The following is a 17,219-nucleotide window of genomic DNA, read 5'->3' as shown; positions in this document are numbered from 1 at the left end:
TAATTGCAAGTATACGACCCCGCTACCAGGCTAATGTGGTAGTGGCGTTAATTAGGTCCAGGAATGGAAAGGGCGCTATGGTACTGGAAGGCGGCGCTTTCGTCACGCGTCAAAATAGCCCCAGTTGCCCGGTCAGTAGTGTAGCAAAATTATCCTCAATGAAGGGAAGAATTCCTTCCGCCACAGGTTGTAGCTGGCGGGTAAGATAGTGTTCGTAATCCAGCGGCGACTGCTGGTAATCCACAGGCTCGGGGCCATTAACGGTCCAGACATATTTTATGGCGCCGCGATTCTGATACTGCGCCGGACGCCCCCGCTTCAGGTTTTGTTCATCCGCCAGCCGGGCGGCGCGTACGTGCGGCGGGACGTTACGCTGGTACTCATGTAAAGGGCGGCGTAGACGCTTACGATAAACCAGTTGCGCGTCCAGTTCGCCCGCCATCAGTTTATCGATAGTCTCGCGCACATAGTCCTGATAAGGTTCATTGCGAAAAACGCGCAGATACAGCTCCTGCTGAAAGCGCTGCGCCAGCGGCGTCCAGTCGGTCCGCACCGTTTCCAGACCTTTAAATACCATGCGCTGGCTGTCGCCTTCCTGAATCAGGCCCGCGTAGCGTTTTTTACTGCCGGTATCCGCGCCGCGGATGGTCGGCATCAGAAAACGGCAAAAGTGGGTTTCAAACTCCAGTTCCAGCGCGCTGGTCAAATTTTGCTGTTGTAACGTTTGTGCCCACCATTCATTCACGTGACGCACCAGCATATGCCCGATTTTCGCTGCGTCGGCTTCTGAATGCGCGCGCCGAAGCCAGACGAAAGTCGAATCGGTATCGCCATAAATCACGTCATAACCCTGCGCCTCAATCAGCGCTTTGGTCTGGCGCATAATCGCATGGCCGCGCATGGTGATTGACGACGCCAGACGGGGATCGAAAAAGCGGCAGGCCGTGGTGCCGAGTACGCCATAAAAGGCATTCATAATGATTTTAAGCGCCTGCGAGAGCGGTTTATTGCCCTGACGTTTGGCTTCATCGCGCCCGTGCCAGATTTGGCTAACAATTTCCGGCAGGCAGTGTTTTTCTCGTGAAAACCAGGCGTCAAGGAAACCTTCGGTACTGTGTTCCGGATTCGGCTGCGCCATGCCTTCGACCAGCCCGACCGGATCAATCAAAAACGTGCGGATAATTGACGGGTACAGGCTTTTATAATCCAGCACCAGTACCGAATCGTATAATCCGGGTTGTGAATCCATCACGTAACCGCCGGGGCTTGCCAGCGGCGGCACTTCGCCGAGATTGGGCGCGACATAGCCGGCGCGGTGCATTCGCGGAAAATAAAGATGCCCGAATGCGGCGACCGAACCGCCGTGGCGATCGACCGGCAGGCCGTTGATCGTCGCGCGCTCCAGCAAAAACGGCATGATTTCGGTTTTATGGAAAATTCGCGTGACCAGCTCGCAGTCTTTCAGGTTGTAGGTGGCGAGGGCGGGTTTATCCTGGGCAAAGCGACGATCGATCTCATCCATACGATCCCAGGGATGATCAATGGATTTACCTTCTCCGAGCAGTTCCTGCGAGACGGCTTCCAGCGAAAAAGACGAAAAATTCCAGAATGCGGATTTAAGTGCGTCAATACCATCGATAATGACTCGCCCTCTGGCCTGGGCGAAAAAAACGCCGTTTTTAAAGCCATGTTCGCGCCACTCCAGTTCGCTATTGTCTCGTCCCAGCCGTAAAGGGGTGCGGTAGCGTTCGGCATGTTTTTGCAGCATACGCAGGTCGAACTGCACAACGTTCCAGCCGATGATGACGTCAGGATCATGTTCGGCAAACCAGGCGTTGAGTTTTTCCAGCAACTGCGGGCGGCTGGCGACATACACAAGCTCGAAGTCCAGTTGGCGGTCATCGCCATTCGCCGGACCAAGCATATAAACAATACGCTGACCGCAGCCTTCCAGACCAATGCAATACAGTTCGCCGTGTCGCGTGGTTTCGATATCCAGCGAGACCCATTTTAGCGGCGGTCGATAGTCGGGATGGGGTTTAAGACGCGCATTGCGGACAACGCCGTTGCGCATCTCGCCGTCCACCCAAACGGGCGAAGTAATAAAGCGTTCCATCAGGTAACGTTCCGGCGGCCGTACATCCGCTTCATAAACGGTGACGCCGTTTTCGCGCAGCAGTTTCTCCATCCGCATAAGCTGGCGATGAGTGCGGCAATACAGGCCGGATACCGGCTGGCGATGAAAGTCTCGCAACTGGAGCGGCGTCAGGCGATAGTCTTTTTCCGCCTGTAGCAGCGAGGCGGCGCGAGAGGTCTGGCTGGTCGGAATAAACGCCACGGACTCCTGCGGCGCCAGAGTCGCCTGCAAAGGGCCGTTGTCTGTCGCCAGCCAGAAAGAGACTTCAGTCCCTTGCGGCGTATCCCGCCAGTGCCGGGTTAAAATGAAACCTGCCTGCGCCACGCTGATTACCTGTCTAAAAAATTCACGCTCATTATAACCTGGTTTAGGGTGAAACACTGTTATTTTGTACAGGCATATAACGTAAAAGTCGGTATTCGTGGAAGAACGATCGCTGCGTTGATGATGTCGTGGTATTTCATGAATGAATTCGTTCCCCGTGATGGGTGTAATGAATATTTTAACGGTAAAAGGACTACTGGCGTCAGATATTTGTGCTGGCGTATGTTTATCAATACGATGATGCTGGTGTATACAGTAGATGTCATTATTCTATAACTGCTAATTTTGAATCATGCTTATTTACAGTTTTTATCTATAGGTTGACTGTTTTGTGTCAAGTCTGTTTTCAGATATTTAGTGTTTTTCAGAATAGTGCTTGTTCGAATCTGTTACTTATTTCTCGGATTAACAAAAAAGCGATGTTTTTGTTTGTGTTAATTAATGAAAAATGTAAGAGTTTTATTTGAAGTATCCTCGCTGCCAGGTTGAAATATAATATTTCAATTGACCGCTATGGTTAAATAAAAATGGATTACAGTGCGAATTTGTCGGGAACTCTCTGCATAATTTACTTTTTATTTTAGAATATGACTTTATTTTCACTTCCAGGTGCGGATGTTTTCATCAAAATTTGTGGTACTCGGGAATTATCTTTTATGAATGTGAATATGCAGGCATGTCTGGTGGGGAACGACCACTATCTTTTCGTCAATACTCAACGCGCCAACCCTTCCATAAAAACCGTGAGTCGATTTTTTGAGTATAAAACATGGACAGATCAGATTTGGCGTACCGAAATTATTGAAAACGGCAATGCTTTTTTTCACTGGCAAGGACACGACAGAAAAAACGGACATCGGGATACCATTATTAACTATCTGCTAAATGGGCAACGCTGGCGGTCAACAATCGAGGATTATATTTTCTTCCATGCGCTGGAAGGAAAAGTGTTGCAGGGACATTATGATAATATTATTGAATATGTGAGTTCTGATAATTACGTCTATCAAAGCGCATTTGCTGAATATATCACCGACCAGATTCATCAACGCGCCCCAAATGGAACGCGTCTTTAGGGACATTACTGCCCGTAATAGGCTTTTGCGCCGTGTTTGCGTAAATAATGTTTATCCAGAAGGGATTGCTGCATGTCGGGTAACTGCGGTGCAAGCTGGCGGCAGAAGATCCCCATATAGGCCACTTCTTCCAGCACGATGGCGTTATGCACTGCATCCTCGGCATTTTTACCCCAGGCAAACGGGCCGTGTGAATGGACAAGCACGCCGGGCATTTGAGCGGCGTCAATGCCGTGTTTTTCAAAGGCTTCGACAATGATATTGCCCGTTTCCCACTCATACTGGCCATTAATTTCCGCGTCAGTCATTTTGCGGGTGCAGGGAATCGTACCGTAGAAATAGTCGGCGTGGGTGGTGCCCGTCGCCGGAATCGACTGACCCGCCTGCGCCCAGATAGTCGCGTGGCGCGAATGGGTGTGCACAATGCCACCGATAGTCGGAAATGACTGGTACAACAGACGGTGGGTTGGCGTATCGGACGAAGGTTTCTTATTACCCTCAACGACTTCACCGGTCTCCAGGCTGACCACTACCATATCGTCAGCGGTCATGACGCTATAATCGACGCCGGACGGCTTAATCACCAATACGCCGCGTTCGCGATCGACGGCGCTGACGTTACCCCAGGTGAGGGTGACCAGGTTGTGTTTTGGCAGTGCCAGGTTGGCTTCCAGTACCTGGCGTTTGAGATCTTCTGGCATGTTGACTCCTGTGTGCCGGATGGCGGCATAAACGCCTTATCCGGTCTACGAATTTCTGTATGCCGGATAAGCGCAGCGCCATCCGGCAACAACGTCACTAACGTTTTAAGCCGTAATACACTTCGTTCCAGCGCAGCGCGTCTTTAAAGCCAGGCAGGCGAGTATCGTTATCAATCACCGCGATTTCGATATCGTGTATTTCCGCGAACTGGCGCATATCGTTCAGATCCAGCGCGTGGCTGAAGACGGTATGGTGCGCGCCGCCAGCCAGAATCCACGCTTCGGAGGCGGTCGGCAGATCCGGCTGCGCCTTCCATAGCGCGTTAGCCACCGGCAGTTTCGGCAGATCGTGCGGCGTTTTCACGGTATCGATGCAGTTGACCAGCAGGCGATAACGATCGCCGAGGTCGATCAGGCTGGCGACGATCGCCGGGCCGGTTTGGGTATTGAAAATCAGACGTGCCGGATCTTCCTTGCCGCCAATGCCGAGGTGCTGGACGTCGAGGATCGGTTTCTCTACTACCGCGATGGACGGACACACCTCCAGCATGTGCGCGCCGAGCACCAGATCGTTGCCTTTCTCGAAGTGGTAGGTGTAATCCTCCATAAATGAGGTGCCGCCCTGCAGACCAGTTGACATCACTTTCATAATGCGAAGCAGAGCGGCGGTTTTCCAGTCGCCTTCGCCCGCAAAGCCGTAGCCCTGCTGCATCAGACGCTGTACGGCCAGACCCGGAAGCTGTTTCAGACCGTGTAAATCTTCAAAGGTAGTGGTGAATGCGTGGAAGCCGCCCTGTTCCAGGAAACGCTTCATACCGAGTTCAATACGCGCCGCTTCCCGCACGTTCTGGCGTTTATCGCCGTGGAGCTGGGTGGCGGGCGTCAGGGTATAGCTGCTTTCGTACTCGTCAATCAGAGCGTTGATATCGCCGTCGCTGATGGAATTCACCACCTGTACCAGATCGCCGACCGCCCAGGTATTGACCGAAAAGCCAAATTTGATTTGCGCGGCTACTTTATCACCGTCAGTCACCGCGACTTCACGCATATTGTCGCCGAAACGGCAGACTTTTAGCTGACGGGTATCTTGTTTAGAGACCACCTGGCGCATCCAGGCGCCGATACGCGTATGGGCCTCTTTGTCCTGCCAGTGACCGGTGACGACCGCGTGCTGCTGGCGCATCCGCGCGCCGATAAAACCGAACTCGCGGCCGCCGTGCGCGGTCTGGTTCAGATTCATAAAGTCCATATCGATGCTGTCCCACGGCAGGGCGGCGTTAAATTGGGTATGGAATTGCAGCAGCGGTTTGTTAAGGATACTCAGCCCGTTGATCCACATTTTGGCCGGGGAGAAGGTGTGCAGCCAGACCACCAGCCCCGCGCAGCGATCGTCATAATTGGCGTCACGACAAATGGCGGTAATCTCATCCGGCGAGGTGCCCAGCGGTTTTAATACCAGTTTACATGGCAGTTTGGCTTCGGTATTCAGCGCGTTTACCACATGCCCGGCATGTTGAGTGACCTGACGCAAGGTCTCTGCTCCATACAAATGCTGGCTGCCAATCACAAACCATACTTCATAATTATCAAAAATCGTCATTGTCGTGTCCTTAATGAGTCAGGATTGCCTGATTGGCCGGGGTGGTTGGCGCCGGCGCGGCAGTCGGAAGATAATGTTGTTCTGCGCTTAGCGCCCACTGTTGGTAACGGCGGTAAAGCTGCTCGAAGCGTTGCGCCTGTTCAGGGCGAGGGTGCAGAGTGCGTTCTACCGCGCTCGCCATGCTTTGCTGGGCGGTGGGAATATCGGCATGTACTTTCGCGGCGACGGCGGCAAAGATAGCGGCGCCTAATGCGCAGCACTGGTCGGAAGCGACGATCTGCAACGGACGATTCAGTACGTCGCAGCAGGCCTGCATAATGACCTGATTTTTACGGGCGATGCCGCCAAGCGCCATCACGTTATTGACCGCGATACCCTGATCGGTAAAACACTCCTGAATGGCGCGCGCGCCGAAGGCGGTCGCGGCGATCAGACCGCCAAACAGCGCCGGAGCGTCGGTGGCGAGATTGAGATCGGTAATCACGCCTTTCAGACGCTGGTTGGCGTTCGGCGTGCGGCGGCCATTGAACCAGTCGAGCACCACAGGCAGGTGGTCCAGCGACGGATTTTTCGCCCACGCGTCGGTCAGGGCAGGCAGTAGTTGCTTTTGGCTGGCGTTAATCTGATCTTTTAGTTCCGGATGCTGCGCGGCAAGCTGTGCCAGCGGCCAACTGAGTACGCGACCAAACCAGGCGTAGATATCGCCGAAAGCGGACTGGCCCGCTTCCAGACCGATAAAGTTTGGCACCACGCTGCCGTCAACCTGACCGCAAATCCCTTTCACGGCGCGATCCCCGACGCTCTGTTTATCCGCAATCAGAATGTCGCAGGTTGAGGTGCCTATCACTTTCACCAGCGCATTGGGTTGCGCGCCTGCGCCGACCGCGCCCATATGACAGTCGAACGCGCCGCCGGAAATCACCACGCTTTCCGGCAGGCTGAGGCGCTGTGCCCATTCAGCGCACAGATTGCCCACAGGCAGATCGGCGGTGAAGGTTTCGCTAAATAACGGGTAGTGCAGATGACGGTTAATACATGGATCGAGCTCATCAAAGAAGCTCACGGGCGGCAGACCGCCCCAGCTTCCATGCCACAGTGATTTGTGCCCGGCGCTACAGCGACCACGGCGGATATCCTGCGGACGAGTGGTGCCGGAAAGTAACGCTGGCACCCAGTCACACAGTTCAACCCACGACACGGCGGCCTGCGCGACGGCGCTATCCTGACGGGTGACGTGCAGAATCTTCGCCCAGAACCATTCGCTGGAGTAAATACCGCCAATATAGCGGGAGTAGTTGACCTTACCTGGCCTATGGCACAGACGGGTGATTTCGTCGGCCTCTTCCACCGCGGTGTGATCTTTCCACAGCACAAACATCGCATTTGGGTTCTCGGCGAACTCCGGACGCAGCGCCAGGACGTTACCGTCGGCGTCAATTGGCGCTGGCGTAGAGCCGGTACTGTCAACGCCAATGCCAACGACATTGGCGCGTTGCGCGGCGCTTAATTGTGCCACAACGGCTTTCAGCGCGGCCTCCATTGATTCTATGTAGTCGCGCGGATGATGACGGAACTGGTTGTTCGGGCCGTCGCAATAACGGCCTTCTTGCCAGCGCGGATACCACTCTACGCTGGTGGCGATCTCGTCGCCGGTGGCGCAGTCCACTGCCAGAGCGCGCACTGAATCACTGCCAAAATCGAGGCCAATTGCAATTGCCATCGTCTTACTCCATCCAGAAAAACAGGTATGGAGAAACAGTAGAGAGTCGCGGCAAAAACCGTCAGGCAGGAACCGCTAATCTTATGGACAAAAATGCTAATGCTTTGCAAAGTGTGACGCTGTGCAAATATTCAATGTGGACATTCCAGCCATAGTTATAGACACTTCTGTTACTTAATTTTATCGCCTGCACTGTACGCTTTTGTTACAAAGCGCTCTTCACAAGCGGGGTTGATGCGTGCTTTCATCAAGCACAAGGTCTTGCGGAGACGTAAGCTCTGTCGTCCTGGTCAATATGGACAATTTGTTTCTTCTTTGAACATCGGGGGGTAGAGAAATAATGGCTGAAACGCAAAATGATCCGCTATTGCCGGGATATTCATTTAATGCCCATCTGGTCGCCGGGCTGACGCCGATTGAAGCGAATGGATATCTGGATTTTTTTATCGATCGTCCGCTGGGCATGAAGGGATATATTCTTAACCTGACCATCCGCGGAGAGGGCGTCATTAATAATAATGGCGAGAAGTTTGTCTGTCGGCCTGGCGATATACTATTGTTTCCGCCAGGCGAGATTCATCACTATGGACGTCATCCGGACGCCAGCGAGTGGTATCACCAGTGGGTTTACTTCCGGCCTCGCGCCTACTGGCAGGAGTGGCTTGCCTGGCCGACAATCTTTGCCCAGACAGGGTTTTTCCGCCCGGACGAGGCGCGCCAGCCGCATTTCAGCGAACTGTTCGGGCAGATCATCAGCGCCGGGCAAGAGGAAGGTCGCTATTCTGAGCTACTGGCGATCAATTTGCTGGAACAGTTGCTGCTCAGACGTATGGCGGTAATTAATGAGTCGTTGCATCCGCCGATGGATAGCCGTGTGCGCGATGCCTGCCAGTATATCAGCGACCATCTGGCGGACAGCCATTTCGATATCGCCAGCGTCGCCCAACATGTCTGCCTGTCGCCCTCCCGGTTGTCGCATCTGTTCCGTCAGCAGTTAGGCATTAGCGTATTGAGCTGGCGCGAAGATCAGCGTATCAGTCAGGCAAAACTCCTGCTTAGTACAACGCGAATGCCGATAGCGACCGTCGGGCGCAATGTTGGATTTGACGACCAGCTCTATTTTTCGCGGGTATTTAAAAAATGCACCGGGGCAAGTCCTAGCGAGTTCAGGGCCGGATGTGAATAAAAAGTGAATGATGTGTCCACAAAGGTGTCATAAGTCGTAACTATTCAGATAATTGACGGCTTGACGAAGAGGGGCGGGGTAAGCAGAATCCCTGCTTCATCACGCTGACGGACACACTATGCAAGCACTGCTGGAACACTTTATCACCCAATCCACTCTGTATTCGCTTATCGCCGTGTTGCTGGTTGCCTTCCTGGAATCGCTGGCGCTGGTGGGGTTGATTTTACCCGGCACGGTGCTGATGGCGGGGCTGGGGGCGCTTATCGGCAGCGGCGAGCTCAATTTTTGGCATGCCTGGCTGGTGGGCATTATCGGCTGTCTGATGGGCGACTGGATTTCGTTCTGGCTGGGGTGGCGCTTTAAAAAGCCGCTACACCGCTGGTCTTTTATGAAAAAGAACAAGTCGCTGCTGGATAAAACCGAACACGCGCTGCATCAGCACAGTATGTTCACGATCCTGGTCGGACGTTTTGTCGGGCCAACGCGGCCGCTGGTACCGATGGTGGCAGGGATGCTGGATCTTCCCGTGGCGAAATTTATTGTGCCGAACTTGATTGGCTGTTTGCTGTGGCCGCCGTTTTATTTCCTGCCGGGCATTCTGGCTGGCGCCGCCATTGATATCCCCGCCGATCAACAAAGCGGCAGCTTCAAATGGCTATTGCTGGCGACCGCATTGTTATTATGGATTGGCGGTTGGCTGTGCTGGCGATGGTGGCGCAGCGGCAAAGCGGCGACCGATCGACTCGCGGCGTTTTTACCGCGCACCCGTCTGTTATGGCTGGCGCCGATGGCATCTGGCGTGGGGGTTATTGCGCTGGTGGTGCTGGTTCGCCATCCGCTGATGCCGGTGTATATTGATATTCTTCACAAGGTCGTCGGCTTCTGATAACGCTGTTCCACTCGCCGGGAGCTTGTAGGCCGGATAAGGCGTTAATGCCGCCATCCGGCATTGTGGGGCCTGATGGCGCTGCGCTTAGCGAGTCGCACGATCAGCCGTTAATCCCCAGCAACGCTGAGGCGCTGGCTCGTCCGCTGAGTAATTCTGTCGTCTTTCCCTGCCACGCGATACGCCCGTCGGCCACGACAATGGCGCGTGACGCGATCCGCGCCGCATCTTCCACGCTGTGCGAGACCATCAACAGCGTGAGCTGTCGCTCGCGGCAGATATCGCTGACCAACGTCAGCATCTCCTGGCGCAGCGCGGGATCGAGCGCCGAGAACGGTTCATCCAGCAGTAGCATCGGCTGTTCACGTACCAGGCAGCGCGCCAGCGCTACCCGCTGACGCTGGCCGCCGGACAGTTCGCCCGGCAAACGCGTCATCAGACTCTCAATGCCCATCTGACGTGCGATAGCGTCCCGTTTTTCCCGCTGGCTGGCGTTGAGCGTTAACCCGGGATTTAGCCCCAGACCGATATTTTGCTGCACATTCAGATGGCTGAATAAATTATTCTCCTGAAACAGCATTGAGACCGGACGGCGTGAGGGCGGCGTAAGCGTATGATCCTCGCCTGCAATCAGTAGCGTACCGCGGGCAGGGGTGAGAAAACCGGCAATTAAATTCAGCAGAGTGCTTTTCCCCGCGCCGCTGGGGCCAAGAATCGCCACTTGCTCGCCGCGTTCTACCGCCAGCGTAAAACGCATCGGCAAATGATGGTAAAGCCAGGTGATATCAATCAGTTTTAGCATGTCGGCCCGGTAGTTTCTCTATGAGGGTAAATAGCGTAAAGCAGAGCAGCAACAGTATCAGCGCGGTCACCGCGCCGTCCTGGCCACGGTAGGAGCCGATCTGTTGATACAGATAAAACGGCAGCGTGCGGAAATTGTCGTTGCCGAAAAGCGCGACGACGCCAAAATCACCGATAGAAAGTACGCAGGCAAACGCCAGCGCTTGCGCCAGTGGACGTTTCAGTGCTCGCAGCTCCACGATCTTTAACCGCGACCAGCCTTCAATTCCTAATGACTGGCACAGCATTCCGTAACGGGCGGTAACATCGCGCATTGGGTTTTCCAGGACTTTTAGCGCGTAGGGGATCGCCATGAGCGCATTGGTGAAAATCACGATGCCGTCGGCGGATTCCGGTAAGCCGAGGCTATTATTGAGCAATAAAAAGAAGCCCGTCGCCAGCACGATCCCCGGCATCGCGAGGATCAACATCCCGCTGAGTTCCAGCGTTTGTCCGGCGAATACCTGCTGGCGTTGGCGTAATTCGCGGCTACTCCACAGCAGCATCATGGTCAGTACCACACACAGAATGCCCGCCGCCAGCGCAATGCGTAGTGATGTCCAGACAGCCTGCCACAGAATAGGTTGCGCCAGCACCTCCGGCAGGCTGCGGTTGACGCCATCGACCACCACGGCGACCAGCGGCGGAAGCAGCAGCAGCAGCGCCAACACGATTAATAAGGCGTCCGTCAGACGGCTGTGGAGACGATCGTCAGGATCGCGCCAGCCCTGCGTCAGCGTCATCCCCGGCGCAATCGCTTTGCTCAACCGCTGGCTTAGCAGCACCAGCGCCAGGCAGCAGACCATCTGGATTAATGCCAGCATCGCCGCGCGGGCGGGATCGTAGTCATAACTGAGTGCCTGATAGATAGCCAGTTCGATAGTGGTGGCCTGCGGGCCGCCGCCGAGTGACAGGACCGTCGCAAAACTGGCGAAGCAGAGCATAAAAATCAGCGCCGCGACGGGCGGAATTTGGCGGCGCAGCCACGGCCATTCGACAAAACGGAAAAAATGCCAGCCGCGCATACCGAGCTGGGCGGCGAGCTGGCGCTGCTCGCCGGGAATGCTTTCCAAAGATTGCAGCAACAAGCGGCTCGCCATTGGCAGATTAAAAAAGACGTGCGCCAGTAAAATGCCCTGCAAGCCGTAGGGGGAGAATGTCCACTGAAGCCCCAGCATCTGCCACAGCGAGGCCAGCCAGCCCTGGCGGCCATACACGCTAAGAATGCCGAACACGGCAACCAGTACCGGCAGAATCAGCGTCATGGCGCACAGACGCAGCAGTGCCAGACGTCCAGGAAAACGGCGTCGATAAAGCGCACGGGCGAGAAAAACCGCCGGGACCACAGACAGCACCGCGGACAGAAACGCCTGCCAGAATGAGAAGCGCACCACATGCCACAGGTAGCTATCCCGCCAGATTGTCGACCATGCGCCCGACGGCGTGCTCAGCCAAAGCGCCAGAAAGGCCGCTAGCGCGACGGTTATCATCAGCGCGGCGGCGCACAGCCCCGGAATTAGCCAGCCGGGAATTAACGGCTGACGGCGCGTTGCCATTCGCTAATCCATGCCTGGCGTTGTGCTGCAACCTGCTGCGGCGTGAATTCCAGCGTTGTGGCGGGTTTTACCAATGATTCAAACCCTGCCGGTAAGGCGACGTCCGCTACCGGGTACATCCAGTTGCCGGTTGGTATGGCGTTCTGAAACGCTGGAGAAACCATAAATTTGAGGAATTTCTCCGCCAGTTCCGGCTGCTTACTGGCGACGGTACGCGCTGCTACTTCTACCTGTAAGTAATGACCTTCGCTGAAGTTCGCGGCGGCGTAATTGTCCTTCTTCTCTTCAATAATGTGATATGCCGGCGAGGTGGTGTAACTGAGCACCAAATCGCTTTCACCTTTCAGAAATAAACCGTAGGCTTCGCTCCAGCCTTTCGTCACCGTGACCGTTTTGGCCGCCAGTTTTTGCCAGGCCTGCGGCGCGTTATCGCCATAGACTTTGTGCATCCACAGTAATAGCCCCAGCCCTGGCGTACTGGTACGCGGGTCCTGATAAATCACCCGCCATTTTTGATCGCTCTCGACCAGTTCTTTCAGGCTTTTCGGCGGATTTTTCAGCTTGCTTTTATCGTAGACAAAGGCGAAATAGCCGTAATCGAACGGAACAAATGTGTCGTTTTTCCAGCCGCCGGGCACCTTGACCGCCTCATTCGCCACGCCGCTTTTAGCAAAGAGTTTAGTTTGCGTAGCCGCTTCCAGCAGATTGTTGTCCAGCCCCAACACCACATCGGCTTTGCTGTTCTTCCCCTCCATCCGCAGGCGGTTGAGCAGCGAAACGCCATCCTCCAGCGCCACCAGTTTTAGCTCGCAGTTACAGTCGGCTTCAAACGCTTTTTTCACCGCCGGGCCTGGCCCCCAGTCGGCGGCGAACGAGTCGTAGGTATAGACGGTGAGAATGGGTTTGGCGAAGGCAGGCGCCGCGCACAGGAGTAAAAGCGGAAGATATTTTTTTAACACTTTGCACCTCAGTTAAAGAGTGGCAAAGGACTTGAGAGGTAGCCTCAAATCCCTTCGCCGGCATTATCCGGATCAGGTTCGACGGGTATTTTCTCAGCGCACGCACGGGCGCGGCACCCCGTTGAGTTCGGCGTTAGTGTAGTGATTTTGTTGCTGGGCAGCAATCAAGAGCCTTGTCCATTAGACTATCTTGTTTGCCAGTTTGAACACGGGCAGTGCTCAAAATCCTCACGTACTACGTGTACGCTCCGGTTTTTCCGCGCTGCCCGTGTTCAAACTGTCTTCACCGATTACGCCTACTGAACAAGGCTTTAAGGATCCGGCGGCGCAAACCATGCCGATTTAAAATCGAACCAGCCGAGGGTATTCATACGCAGCCCGCGCATACTGCGCTGTCCCTGGATAATCAGCCAGTGGTGGATCAGCGGCATAATCGCTTTGCTGGCCAGCAGTTGCTGGCACCAGTTTGCCAGGTTCATTTCGCCAGCGCGCCACTGCGCGGCGTCGCCCTGCCAGTCGCGCGGAATACAGTTCTGCAAGAGCGGTACTTCGCACAGGTGCGCGAACAACGAGAAATCCAGCGGCAGAGTAAAGTTAGCGCTATTGAGCCAGATATCGCTTTCGATCTCGCCGGCGTGCCATTGATCGTAGTCGATCTCCTGAATATGCAGATGCACCTGATGCTCAGCCAGAAGCGCGCTCATGATACGGGCGATAACCCGGTGCTCAATGTGTTCGCGATAGAAGGTCAGCGTGAGGGTTTCCAGCCCGGCGGGTTTTTCGCCTGGGCCTGGATGGGCGTGATGCCAGCGCGGTAAAAGCCCATAGGCAGGGAACCAGAGCTGCTGTAGTGGCTCATCGGCATGATAGAGTAAATTGGTGGGGGAGAGGACATGGCTCACCCATTCTCTGACCTGTGGATGCGCGCCGCGCGGCGTTCTGGCGTCGAATAGCAGATAATAGCACCCCTCTTCCAGACGGCTTTCTATCGCTTTTTCACCACCTTGTATCGGCCCTTCCAGCATCAAGCCGCAGGCCGGTTCTTCACTGATATCCGGCAGTACCCAGACGTTCACTTCGTCTATCAACGCCCGATAGCCGAAGTAGTCATCAAAGGCGAGTATCTTGAGCTGGTTTGGCGTATTACGCCGCACGGCATAAGGCCCGGTGCCGATAGGGTGGCTGGCGAAATTAGTCAGCGTTTCCCACTCCCGTGGCAAAACCATCGCCGGGACCTGGCCCAGCAGCCACGGCAACCATCGATCCGGCTGGGAAAGATGAATATCCAGCGTCCACGCGGTAGGGGAGTCTATCTTTGTAATGTGCGAGTAAAGCGGAAGCGTATTGATACGCGTCAGCGAGGCGATGACATCTTCCATCTCCAGTTCGCGACCATGATGAAAATGAATGCCGGGGCGCAGGTAGAAGCGCCACAGTAAAGGGGAAATTTGCTGCCAGTGGTGCGCAATGTCCGCTTCCAGTTCCCCGTTTTCCTCATTTACCCGCGTGAGCGAACTGAAAATCTGCCGGGCAATATGGGTTTCCGAGCGACGTAATGCGGTTCCCGGCAGGAGATTGTGCATCGGGCGATAGTAAAGAACCCGCAGAATATGCCGCCCCTGGCGGAAGCTGCGTCCCAGATGGGAAATCAGCATTTGCCTGACGGCGCTTTTATCGCCAACCAGTTGTACCAGTTGATCGATTCGATCTTGTTCCAGTAGGTCTTCCGCTCGCTGCTGTTGTAGCGCCAGTCCGGTATACAGGAACGTCAGACGCGAACGCTTTCCGCGTCCAACCTCCGCTTCCCATGTTAGCCAGCCGCGCGCCTGCATCGTATTTAGCAGCGTACGCATATGGCGACGGGAACAGTTCAGCAGATCCGCCAGCTCATTAAGCGTGGTGTCTTGCGTTTTACCGTCACAACATTGCCAGAGACGGATAAATTGTTGTTGCAGGCGACCTGAGGGCATAAAAGGGGAACTCCGATGAAAAACTCAGCAATTTTATTATCCCTATATTAGGCCAATAATACCTTTCGATGAAGCAAGAGGAAGAGGTCGCTATGTACCAGTTCTGGTTGAGATATTTTGCCGCGACGGAAAAAACGTCCTGGCTGGTTTGCCTGAGCGCGCCGCAACGCTTAAAAATGCTCGCAGAACTGATGCAGTGGGAGGCGACCGATTGAAGCCAATTGCAGACATCATGTGTGACTGAGTATTGGTGTAGGCTATAGCCTAAAATCACCCGCCAGCAGATAATACCTGCTGGCTTTTTTTATTTCGGCTGCGCTTAAAGGACTTACTATGCTCTGGATTACGACGATGGGACGGCGTCTCAACGGGATTTATGCGGCGTTTATGCTGGTCGCTTTTATGATGGGCGTCGCTGGCGCGCTTCAGGCGCCGACGTTAAGCCTGTTTCTTAGTCGCGAAGTGGGCGCGCAGCCGTTTTGGGTGGGGCTATTTTATACCGTCAACGCCATTGCCGGGATTGGGGTCAGTCTGGCGCTGGCGAAACGCTCAGATAGCCGCGGCGATCGCCGTAAGCTGATTATGTTTTGCTGTCTGATGGCGATCGGCAACGCGTTATTGTTTGCTTTTAATCGTCATTATTTAACCTTAATTACCTGCGGCGTACTGCTGGCGTCGCTGGCCAATACCGCCATGCCGCAACTGTTTGCGCTGGCGCGGGAGTATGCCGATAGTTCGGCGCGCGAAGTGGTGATGTTTAGTTCGGTGATGCGCGCCCAGCTTTCGCTGGCGTGGGTGATCGGCCCGCCGCTGGCCTTTATGCTGGCGCTGAATTACGGATTCACCGTCATGTTCTCTATTGCCGCCGTTATTTTTGCCGTCAGCCTGGTTCTGATTGCCCTGATGCTGCCTTCGGTGGCACGCGTCGAACAACCGGTCGATGCGCCGCTCGCTCAGATAAACGGCTGGCAGGATAGAAATGTGCGTATGTTGTTTATCGCCTCCACATTGATGTGGACCTGCAATACCATGTACATCATTGATATGCCGCTATGGATAAGCGTTGAGCTGGGTCTGTCGGATAAACTGGCCGGCGTATTGATGGGCACGGCGGCAGGGCTGGAGATTCCGGCAATGATTCTGGCCGGTTTTTATGTGAAGCGCTTTGGCAAGCGGCGGATGATGATTGCCGCCGTGGCGGCGGGCGTGCTGTTTTATGTCGGTTTGCTCTTTTTTCACAGCCGGACGGCGCTGCTGTTGTTGCAACTTTTTAATGCGGTATTTATTGGCATTGTCGCCGGGATTGGAATGCTGTGGTTTCAGGATTTGATGCCAGGCAGGGCAGGGGCTGCCACGACGCTTTTCACCAATAGCATTTCAACGGGCGTTATTCTGGCGGGCGTGATTCAGGGCGCGGTGGCGCAAAGCTTCGGCCATTTTGCCGTTTACTGGGTGATTGCGGCGATTTCTGTGGTCACGCTGGTCATGACCGGGCGAGTAAAAGACGTATAAAAAATGCCGGAATATCCCCTGGCGTTAGCGACCGATGACCACCCCGAAGCCTGATGGCACTACGCTTATCAGGCCTACAGGATATAGTGGCAACCTGGTGATATTGCATAACCTGTAGGCCAGGTAAGGCGTCAAGGATTACCGCATAAACGCCGGTTGTTTATTTTCGTAGGCGGCAATCGCATCTTCGTGTTGCAGCGTCAGCCCAATGCTGTCCAGACCGTTCATCATACAGTGGCGGCGGAAGGCGTCGATCTCAAAGGGATAACGTTTGTCGCCGGCTTTCACGACCTGCGCTGCCAGATCCACCTCAAAATGAATCCCCGGATTAGCCTGCACCAGCGCAAACAGCTCGTTCACCTCTTCTTCGTTTAACTTCACCGGCAGCAGTTGGTTGTTAAAGCTATTGCCGTAGAAAATGTCGGCGAAGCTCGGCGCGATCACCACTTTAAAACCGTAGTCGGTCAGCGCCCACGGGGCATGTTCGCGCGACGAGCCGCAGCCGAAGTTTTCCCGCGCCAGCAGAATAGACGCGCCTTGATATTCCGGGAAGTTCAGGACGAATGCCGGATTAGGCTGCTGACCCTGTTCGTCCAGAAAACGCCAGTCGTTAAAGAGGTGCGCGCCAAAACCGGTACGCGTTACCTTCTGCAAAAACTGCTTGGGGATAATGGCGTCAGTATCGACGTTGGCGGCATCCAGTGGGACAACCAGGCCTGTATGTTGGATAAATTTTTCTGCCATGATTGTTC

Annotated in this window: 14 protein-coding genes, 1 pseudogene and 1 riboswitch; of the genes and pseudogenes, 5 read left to right on the top strand and 10 right to left on the bottom strand. The window is 54.7% G+C overall.

The window, feature by feature from the left end:
- Nucleotides 1-109 precede the first annotated feature (109 nt).
- On the bottom strand, nucleotides 110-2,461 hold the full coding sequence (gene polB, locus F4V72_RS09930; RefSeq protein WP_053508842.1) for a DNA polymerase II: 2,352 nt from the start codon (nucleotides 2,459-2,461) through the stop codon (nucleotides 110-112).
- A gap of 656 nt (nucleotides 2,462-3,117) precedes the next feature.
- Between polB and F4V72_RS09915 the strand changes: the two genes are divergently transcribed.
- A complete protein-coding gene (locus F4V72_RS09915; RefSeq protein ID WP_053508840.1) occupies nucleotides 3,118-3,537 on the top strand; it encodes a DUF4751 family protein in 420 nt (139 codons plus the stop codon).
- 5 nt (nucleotides 3,538-3,542) lie between these two features.
- On the opposite strand, the gene araD is transcribed toward F4V72_RS09915, so the two are convergent.
- The 4 genes and pseudogenes from araD to araB form a co-directional block, all read right to left on the bottom strand.
- Nucleotides 3,543-4,238: an L-ribulose-5-phosphate 4-epimerase gene (araD, locus tag F4V72_RS09910; RefSeq protein ID WP_023245687.1), complete on the bottom strand. Its 696-nt coding sequence runs from the start codon at nucleotides 4,236-4,238 to the stop codon at nucleotides 3,543-3,545.
- A 14-nt stretch (nucleotides 4,239-4,252) separates the two neighbouring features.
- Nucleotides 4,253-4,330 (bottom strand): annotated as a pseudogene (locus F4V72_RS24775) (hypothetical protein); the annotation flags it as partial.
- A 5-nt stretch (nucleotides 4,331-4,335) separates the two neighbouring features.
- A complete protein-coding gene (araA, locus tag F4V72_RS09905) occupies nucleotides 4,336-5,838 on the bottom strand; it encodes an L-arabinose isomerase (protein WP_053529486.1) in 1,503 nt (500 codons plus the stop codon).
- Between the two features lie 10 nt (nucleotides 5,839-5,848).
- A complete protein-coding gene (gene araB, locus F4V72_RS09900; RefSeq protein ID WP_070801426.1) occupies nucleotides 5,849-7,558 on the bottom strand; it encodes a ribulokinase in 1,710 nt (569 codons plus the stop codon).
- 340 nt (nucleotides 7,559-7,898) lie between these two features.
- On the opposite strand from araB, the gene araC reads away from it, so the two are divergent.
- On the top strand, nucleotides 7,899-8,744 hold the full coding sequence (gene araC, locus F4V72_RS09895) for an arabinose operon transcriptional regulator AraC (RefSeq protein ID WP_023245690.1): 846 nt from the start codon (nucleotides 7,899-7,901) through the stop codon (nucleotides 8,742-8,744).
- 118 nt (nucleotides 8,745-8,862) lie between these two features.
- Nucleotides 8,863-9,630, top strand: a complete 768-nt coding sequence (locus tag F4V72_RS09890) for a DedA family protein (protein ID WP_023245691.1) — start codon at nucleotides 8,863-8,865, stop codon at nucleotides 9,628-9,630.
- 103 nt (nucleotides 9,631-9,733) lie between these two features.
- On the opposite strand, the gene thiQ is transcribed toward F4V72_RS09890, so the two are convergent.
- The 4 genes from thiQ to sgrR all read right to left on the bottom strand — a co-directional run bounded on the left by thiQ (nucleotide 9,734) and on the right by sgrR (nucleotide 14,955).
- On the bottom strand, nucleotides 9,734-10,432 hold the full coding sequence (gene thiQ, locus F4V72_RS09885; RefSeq protein ID WP_023245692.1) for a thiamine ABC transporter ATP-binding protein ThiQ: 699 nt from the start codon (nucleotides 10,430-10,432) through the stop codon (nucleotides 9,734-9,736).
- On the bottom strand, nucleotides 10,416-12,026 hold the full coding sequence (gene thiP / locus F4V72_RS09880; RefSeq protein ID WP_023245693.1) for a thiamine/thiamine pyrophosphate ABC transporter permease ThiP: 1,611 nt from the start codon (nucleotides 12,024-12,026) through the stop codon (nucleotides 10,416-10,418). The genes thiQ and thiP overlap by 17 nt, the downstream gene beginning before the upstream one ends.
- Nucleotides 12,002-12,985 (bottom strand): thiamine ABC transporter substrate binding subunit, encoded by a 984-nt coding sequence (gene thiB, locus F4V72_RS09875; RefSeq protein ID WP_023245694.1) that lies wholly within the window; start codon nucleotides 12,983-12,985, stop codon nucleotides 12,002-12,004. Before thiB ends, thiP begins: the two co-directional genes overlap by 25 nt.
- A 31-nt stretch (nucleotides 12,986-13,016) precedes the next feature.
- Nucleotides 13,017-13,116: riboswitch (TPP riboswitch) on the bottom strand.
- Between the two features lie 180 nt (nucleotides 13,117-13,296).
- Complete coding sequence (gene sgrR / locus F4V72_RS09870; RefSeq protein WP_070801428.1) at nucleotides 13,297-14,955, bottom strand: HTH-type transcriptional regulator SgrR; 1,659 nt, start codon at nucleotides 14,953-14,955, stop codon at nucleotides 13,297-13,299.
- Between the two features lie 92 nt (nucleotides 14,956-15,047).
- Between sgrR and sgrT the strand changes: the two genes are divergently transcribed.
- Together sgrT and F4V72_RS09860 are read left to right on the top strand one after the other, a co-directional pair.
- Nucleotides 15,048-15,170, top strand: a complete 123-nt coding sequence (sgrT, locus tag F4V72_RS09865) for a glucose uptake inhibitor SgrT (RefSeq protein WP_023245696.1) — start codon at nucleotides 15,048-15,050, stop codon at nucleotides 15,168-15,170.
- A 118-nt stretch (nucleotides 15,171-15,288) separates the two neighbouring features.
- Nucleotides 15,289-16,467: a sugar efflux transporter gene (locus F4V72_RS09860; RefSeq protein WP_023245697.1), complete on the top strand. Its 1,179-nt coding sequence runs from the start codon at nucleotides 15,289-15,291 to the stop codon at nucleotides 16,465-16,467.
- Between the two features lie 138 nt (nucleotides 16,468-16,605).
- Here the strand turns inward: F4V72_RS09860 and leuD are convergent, their stop codons facing one another.
- Nucleotides 16,606-17,211 carry a 3-isopropylmalate dehydratase small subunit gene (gene leuD / locus F4V72_RS09855; RefSeq protein ID WP_023245698.1) on the bottom strand — a complete coding sequence of 202 codons (606 nt, stop codon included), beginning with the start codon at nucleotides 17,209-17,211 and terminating at the stop codon, nucleotides 16,606-16,608.
- Nucleotides 17,212-17,219: the final 8 nt, after the last annotated feature.

Origin of the sequence: Salmonella enterica subsp. diarizonae, assembly GCF_008692785.1 — a bacterium.
Taxonomy (GTDB): Bacteria; Pseudomonadota; Gammaproteobacteria; order Enterobacterales; family Enterobacteriaceae; genus Salmonella; species Salmonella diarizonae.
The sequence above is the reverse complement of the archived record's forward strand: the minus strand, read 5'-3'. Positions and strand labels throughout refer to the sequence as shown.

Excerpts from the sequence above, each read along its gene's own strand:
- araA (WP_053529486.1), bottom strand. The coding sequence starts at position 5,838 with ATGACGATTTTTGATAATTATGAAGTATGGTTTGTGATTGGCAGCCAG.
- F4V72_RS09915 (WP_053508840.1), top strand. The coding sequence starts at position 3,118 with ATGAATGTGAATATGCAGGCATGTCTGGTGGGGAACGACCACTATCTT.
- araC (WP_023245690.1), top strand. The coding sequence starts at position 7,899 with ATGGCTGAAACGCAAAATGATCCGCTATTGCCGGGATATTCATTTAAT.
- sgrR (WP_070801428.1), bottom strand. The coding sequence starts at position 14,955 with ATGCCCTCAGGTCGCCTGCAACAACAATTTATCCGTCTCTGGCAATGT.
- leuD (WP_023245698.1), bottom strand. The coding sequence starts at position 17,211 with ATGGCAGAAAAATTTATCCAACATACAGGCCTGGTTGTCCCACTGGAT.
- sgrT (WP_023245696.1), top strand. The coding sequence starts at position 15,048 with ATGTACCAGTTCTGGTTGAGATATTTTGCCGCGACGGAAAAAACGTCC.
- F4V72_RS09860 (WP_023245697.1), top strand. The coding sequence starts at position 15,289 with ATGCTCTGGATTACGACGATGGGACGGCGTCTCAACGGGATTTATGCG.
- araD (WP_023245687.1), bottom strand. The coding sequence starts at position 4,238 with ATGCCAGAAGATCTCAAACGCCAGGTACTGGAAGCCAACCTGGCACTG.
- araB (WP_070801426.1), bottom strand. The coding sequence starts at position 7,558 with ATGGCAATTGCAATTGGCCTCGATTTTGGCAGTGATTCAGTGCGCGCT.
- thiP (WP_023245693.1), bottom strand. The coding sequence starts at position 12,026 with ATGGCAACGCGCCGTCAGCCGTTAATTCCCGGCTGGCTAATTCCGGGG.
- F4V72_RS09890 (WP_023245691.1), top strand. The coding sequence starts at position 8,863 with ATGCAAGCACTGCTGGAACACTTTATCACCCAATCCACTCTGTATTCG.
- thiQ (WP_023245692.1), bottom strand. The coding sequence starts at position 10,432 with ATGCTAAAACTGATTGATATCACCTGGCTTTACCATCATTTGCCGATG.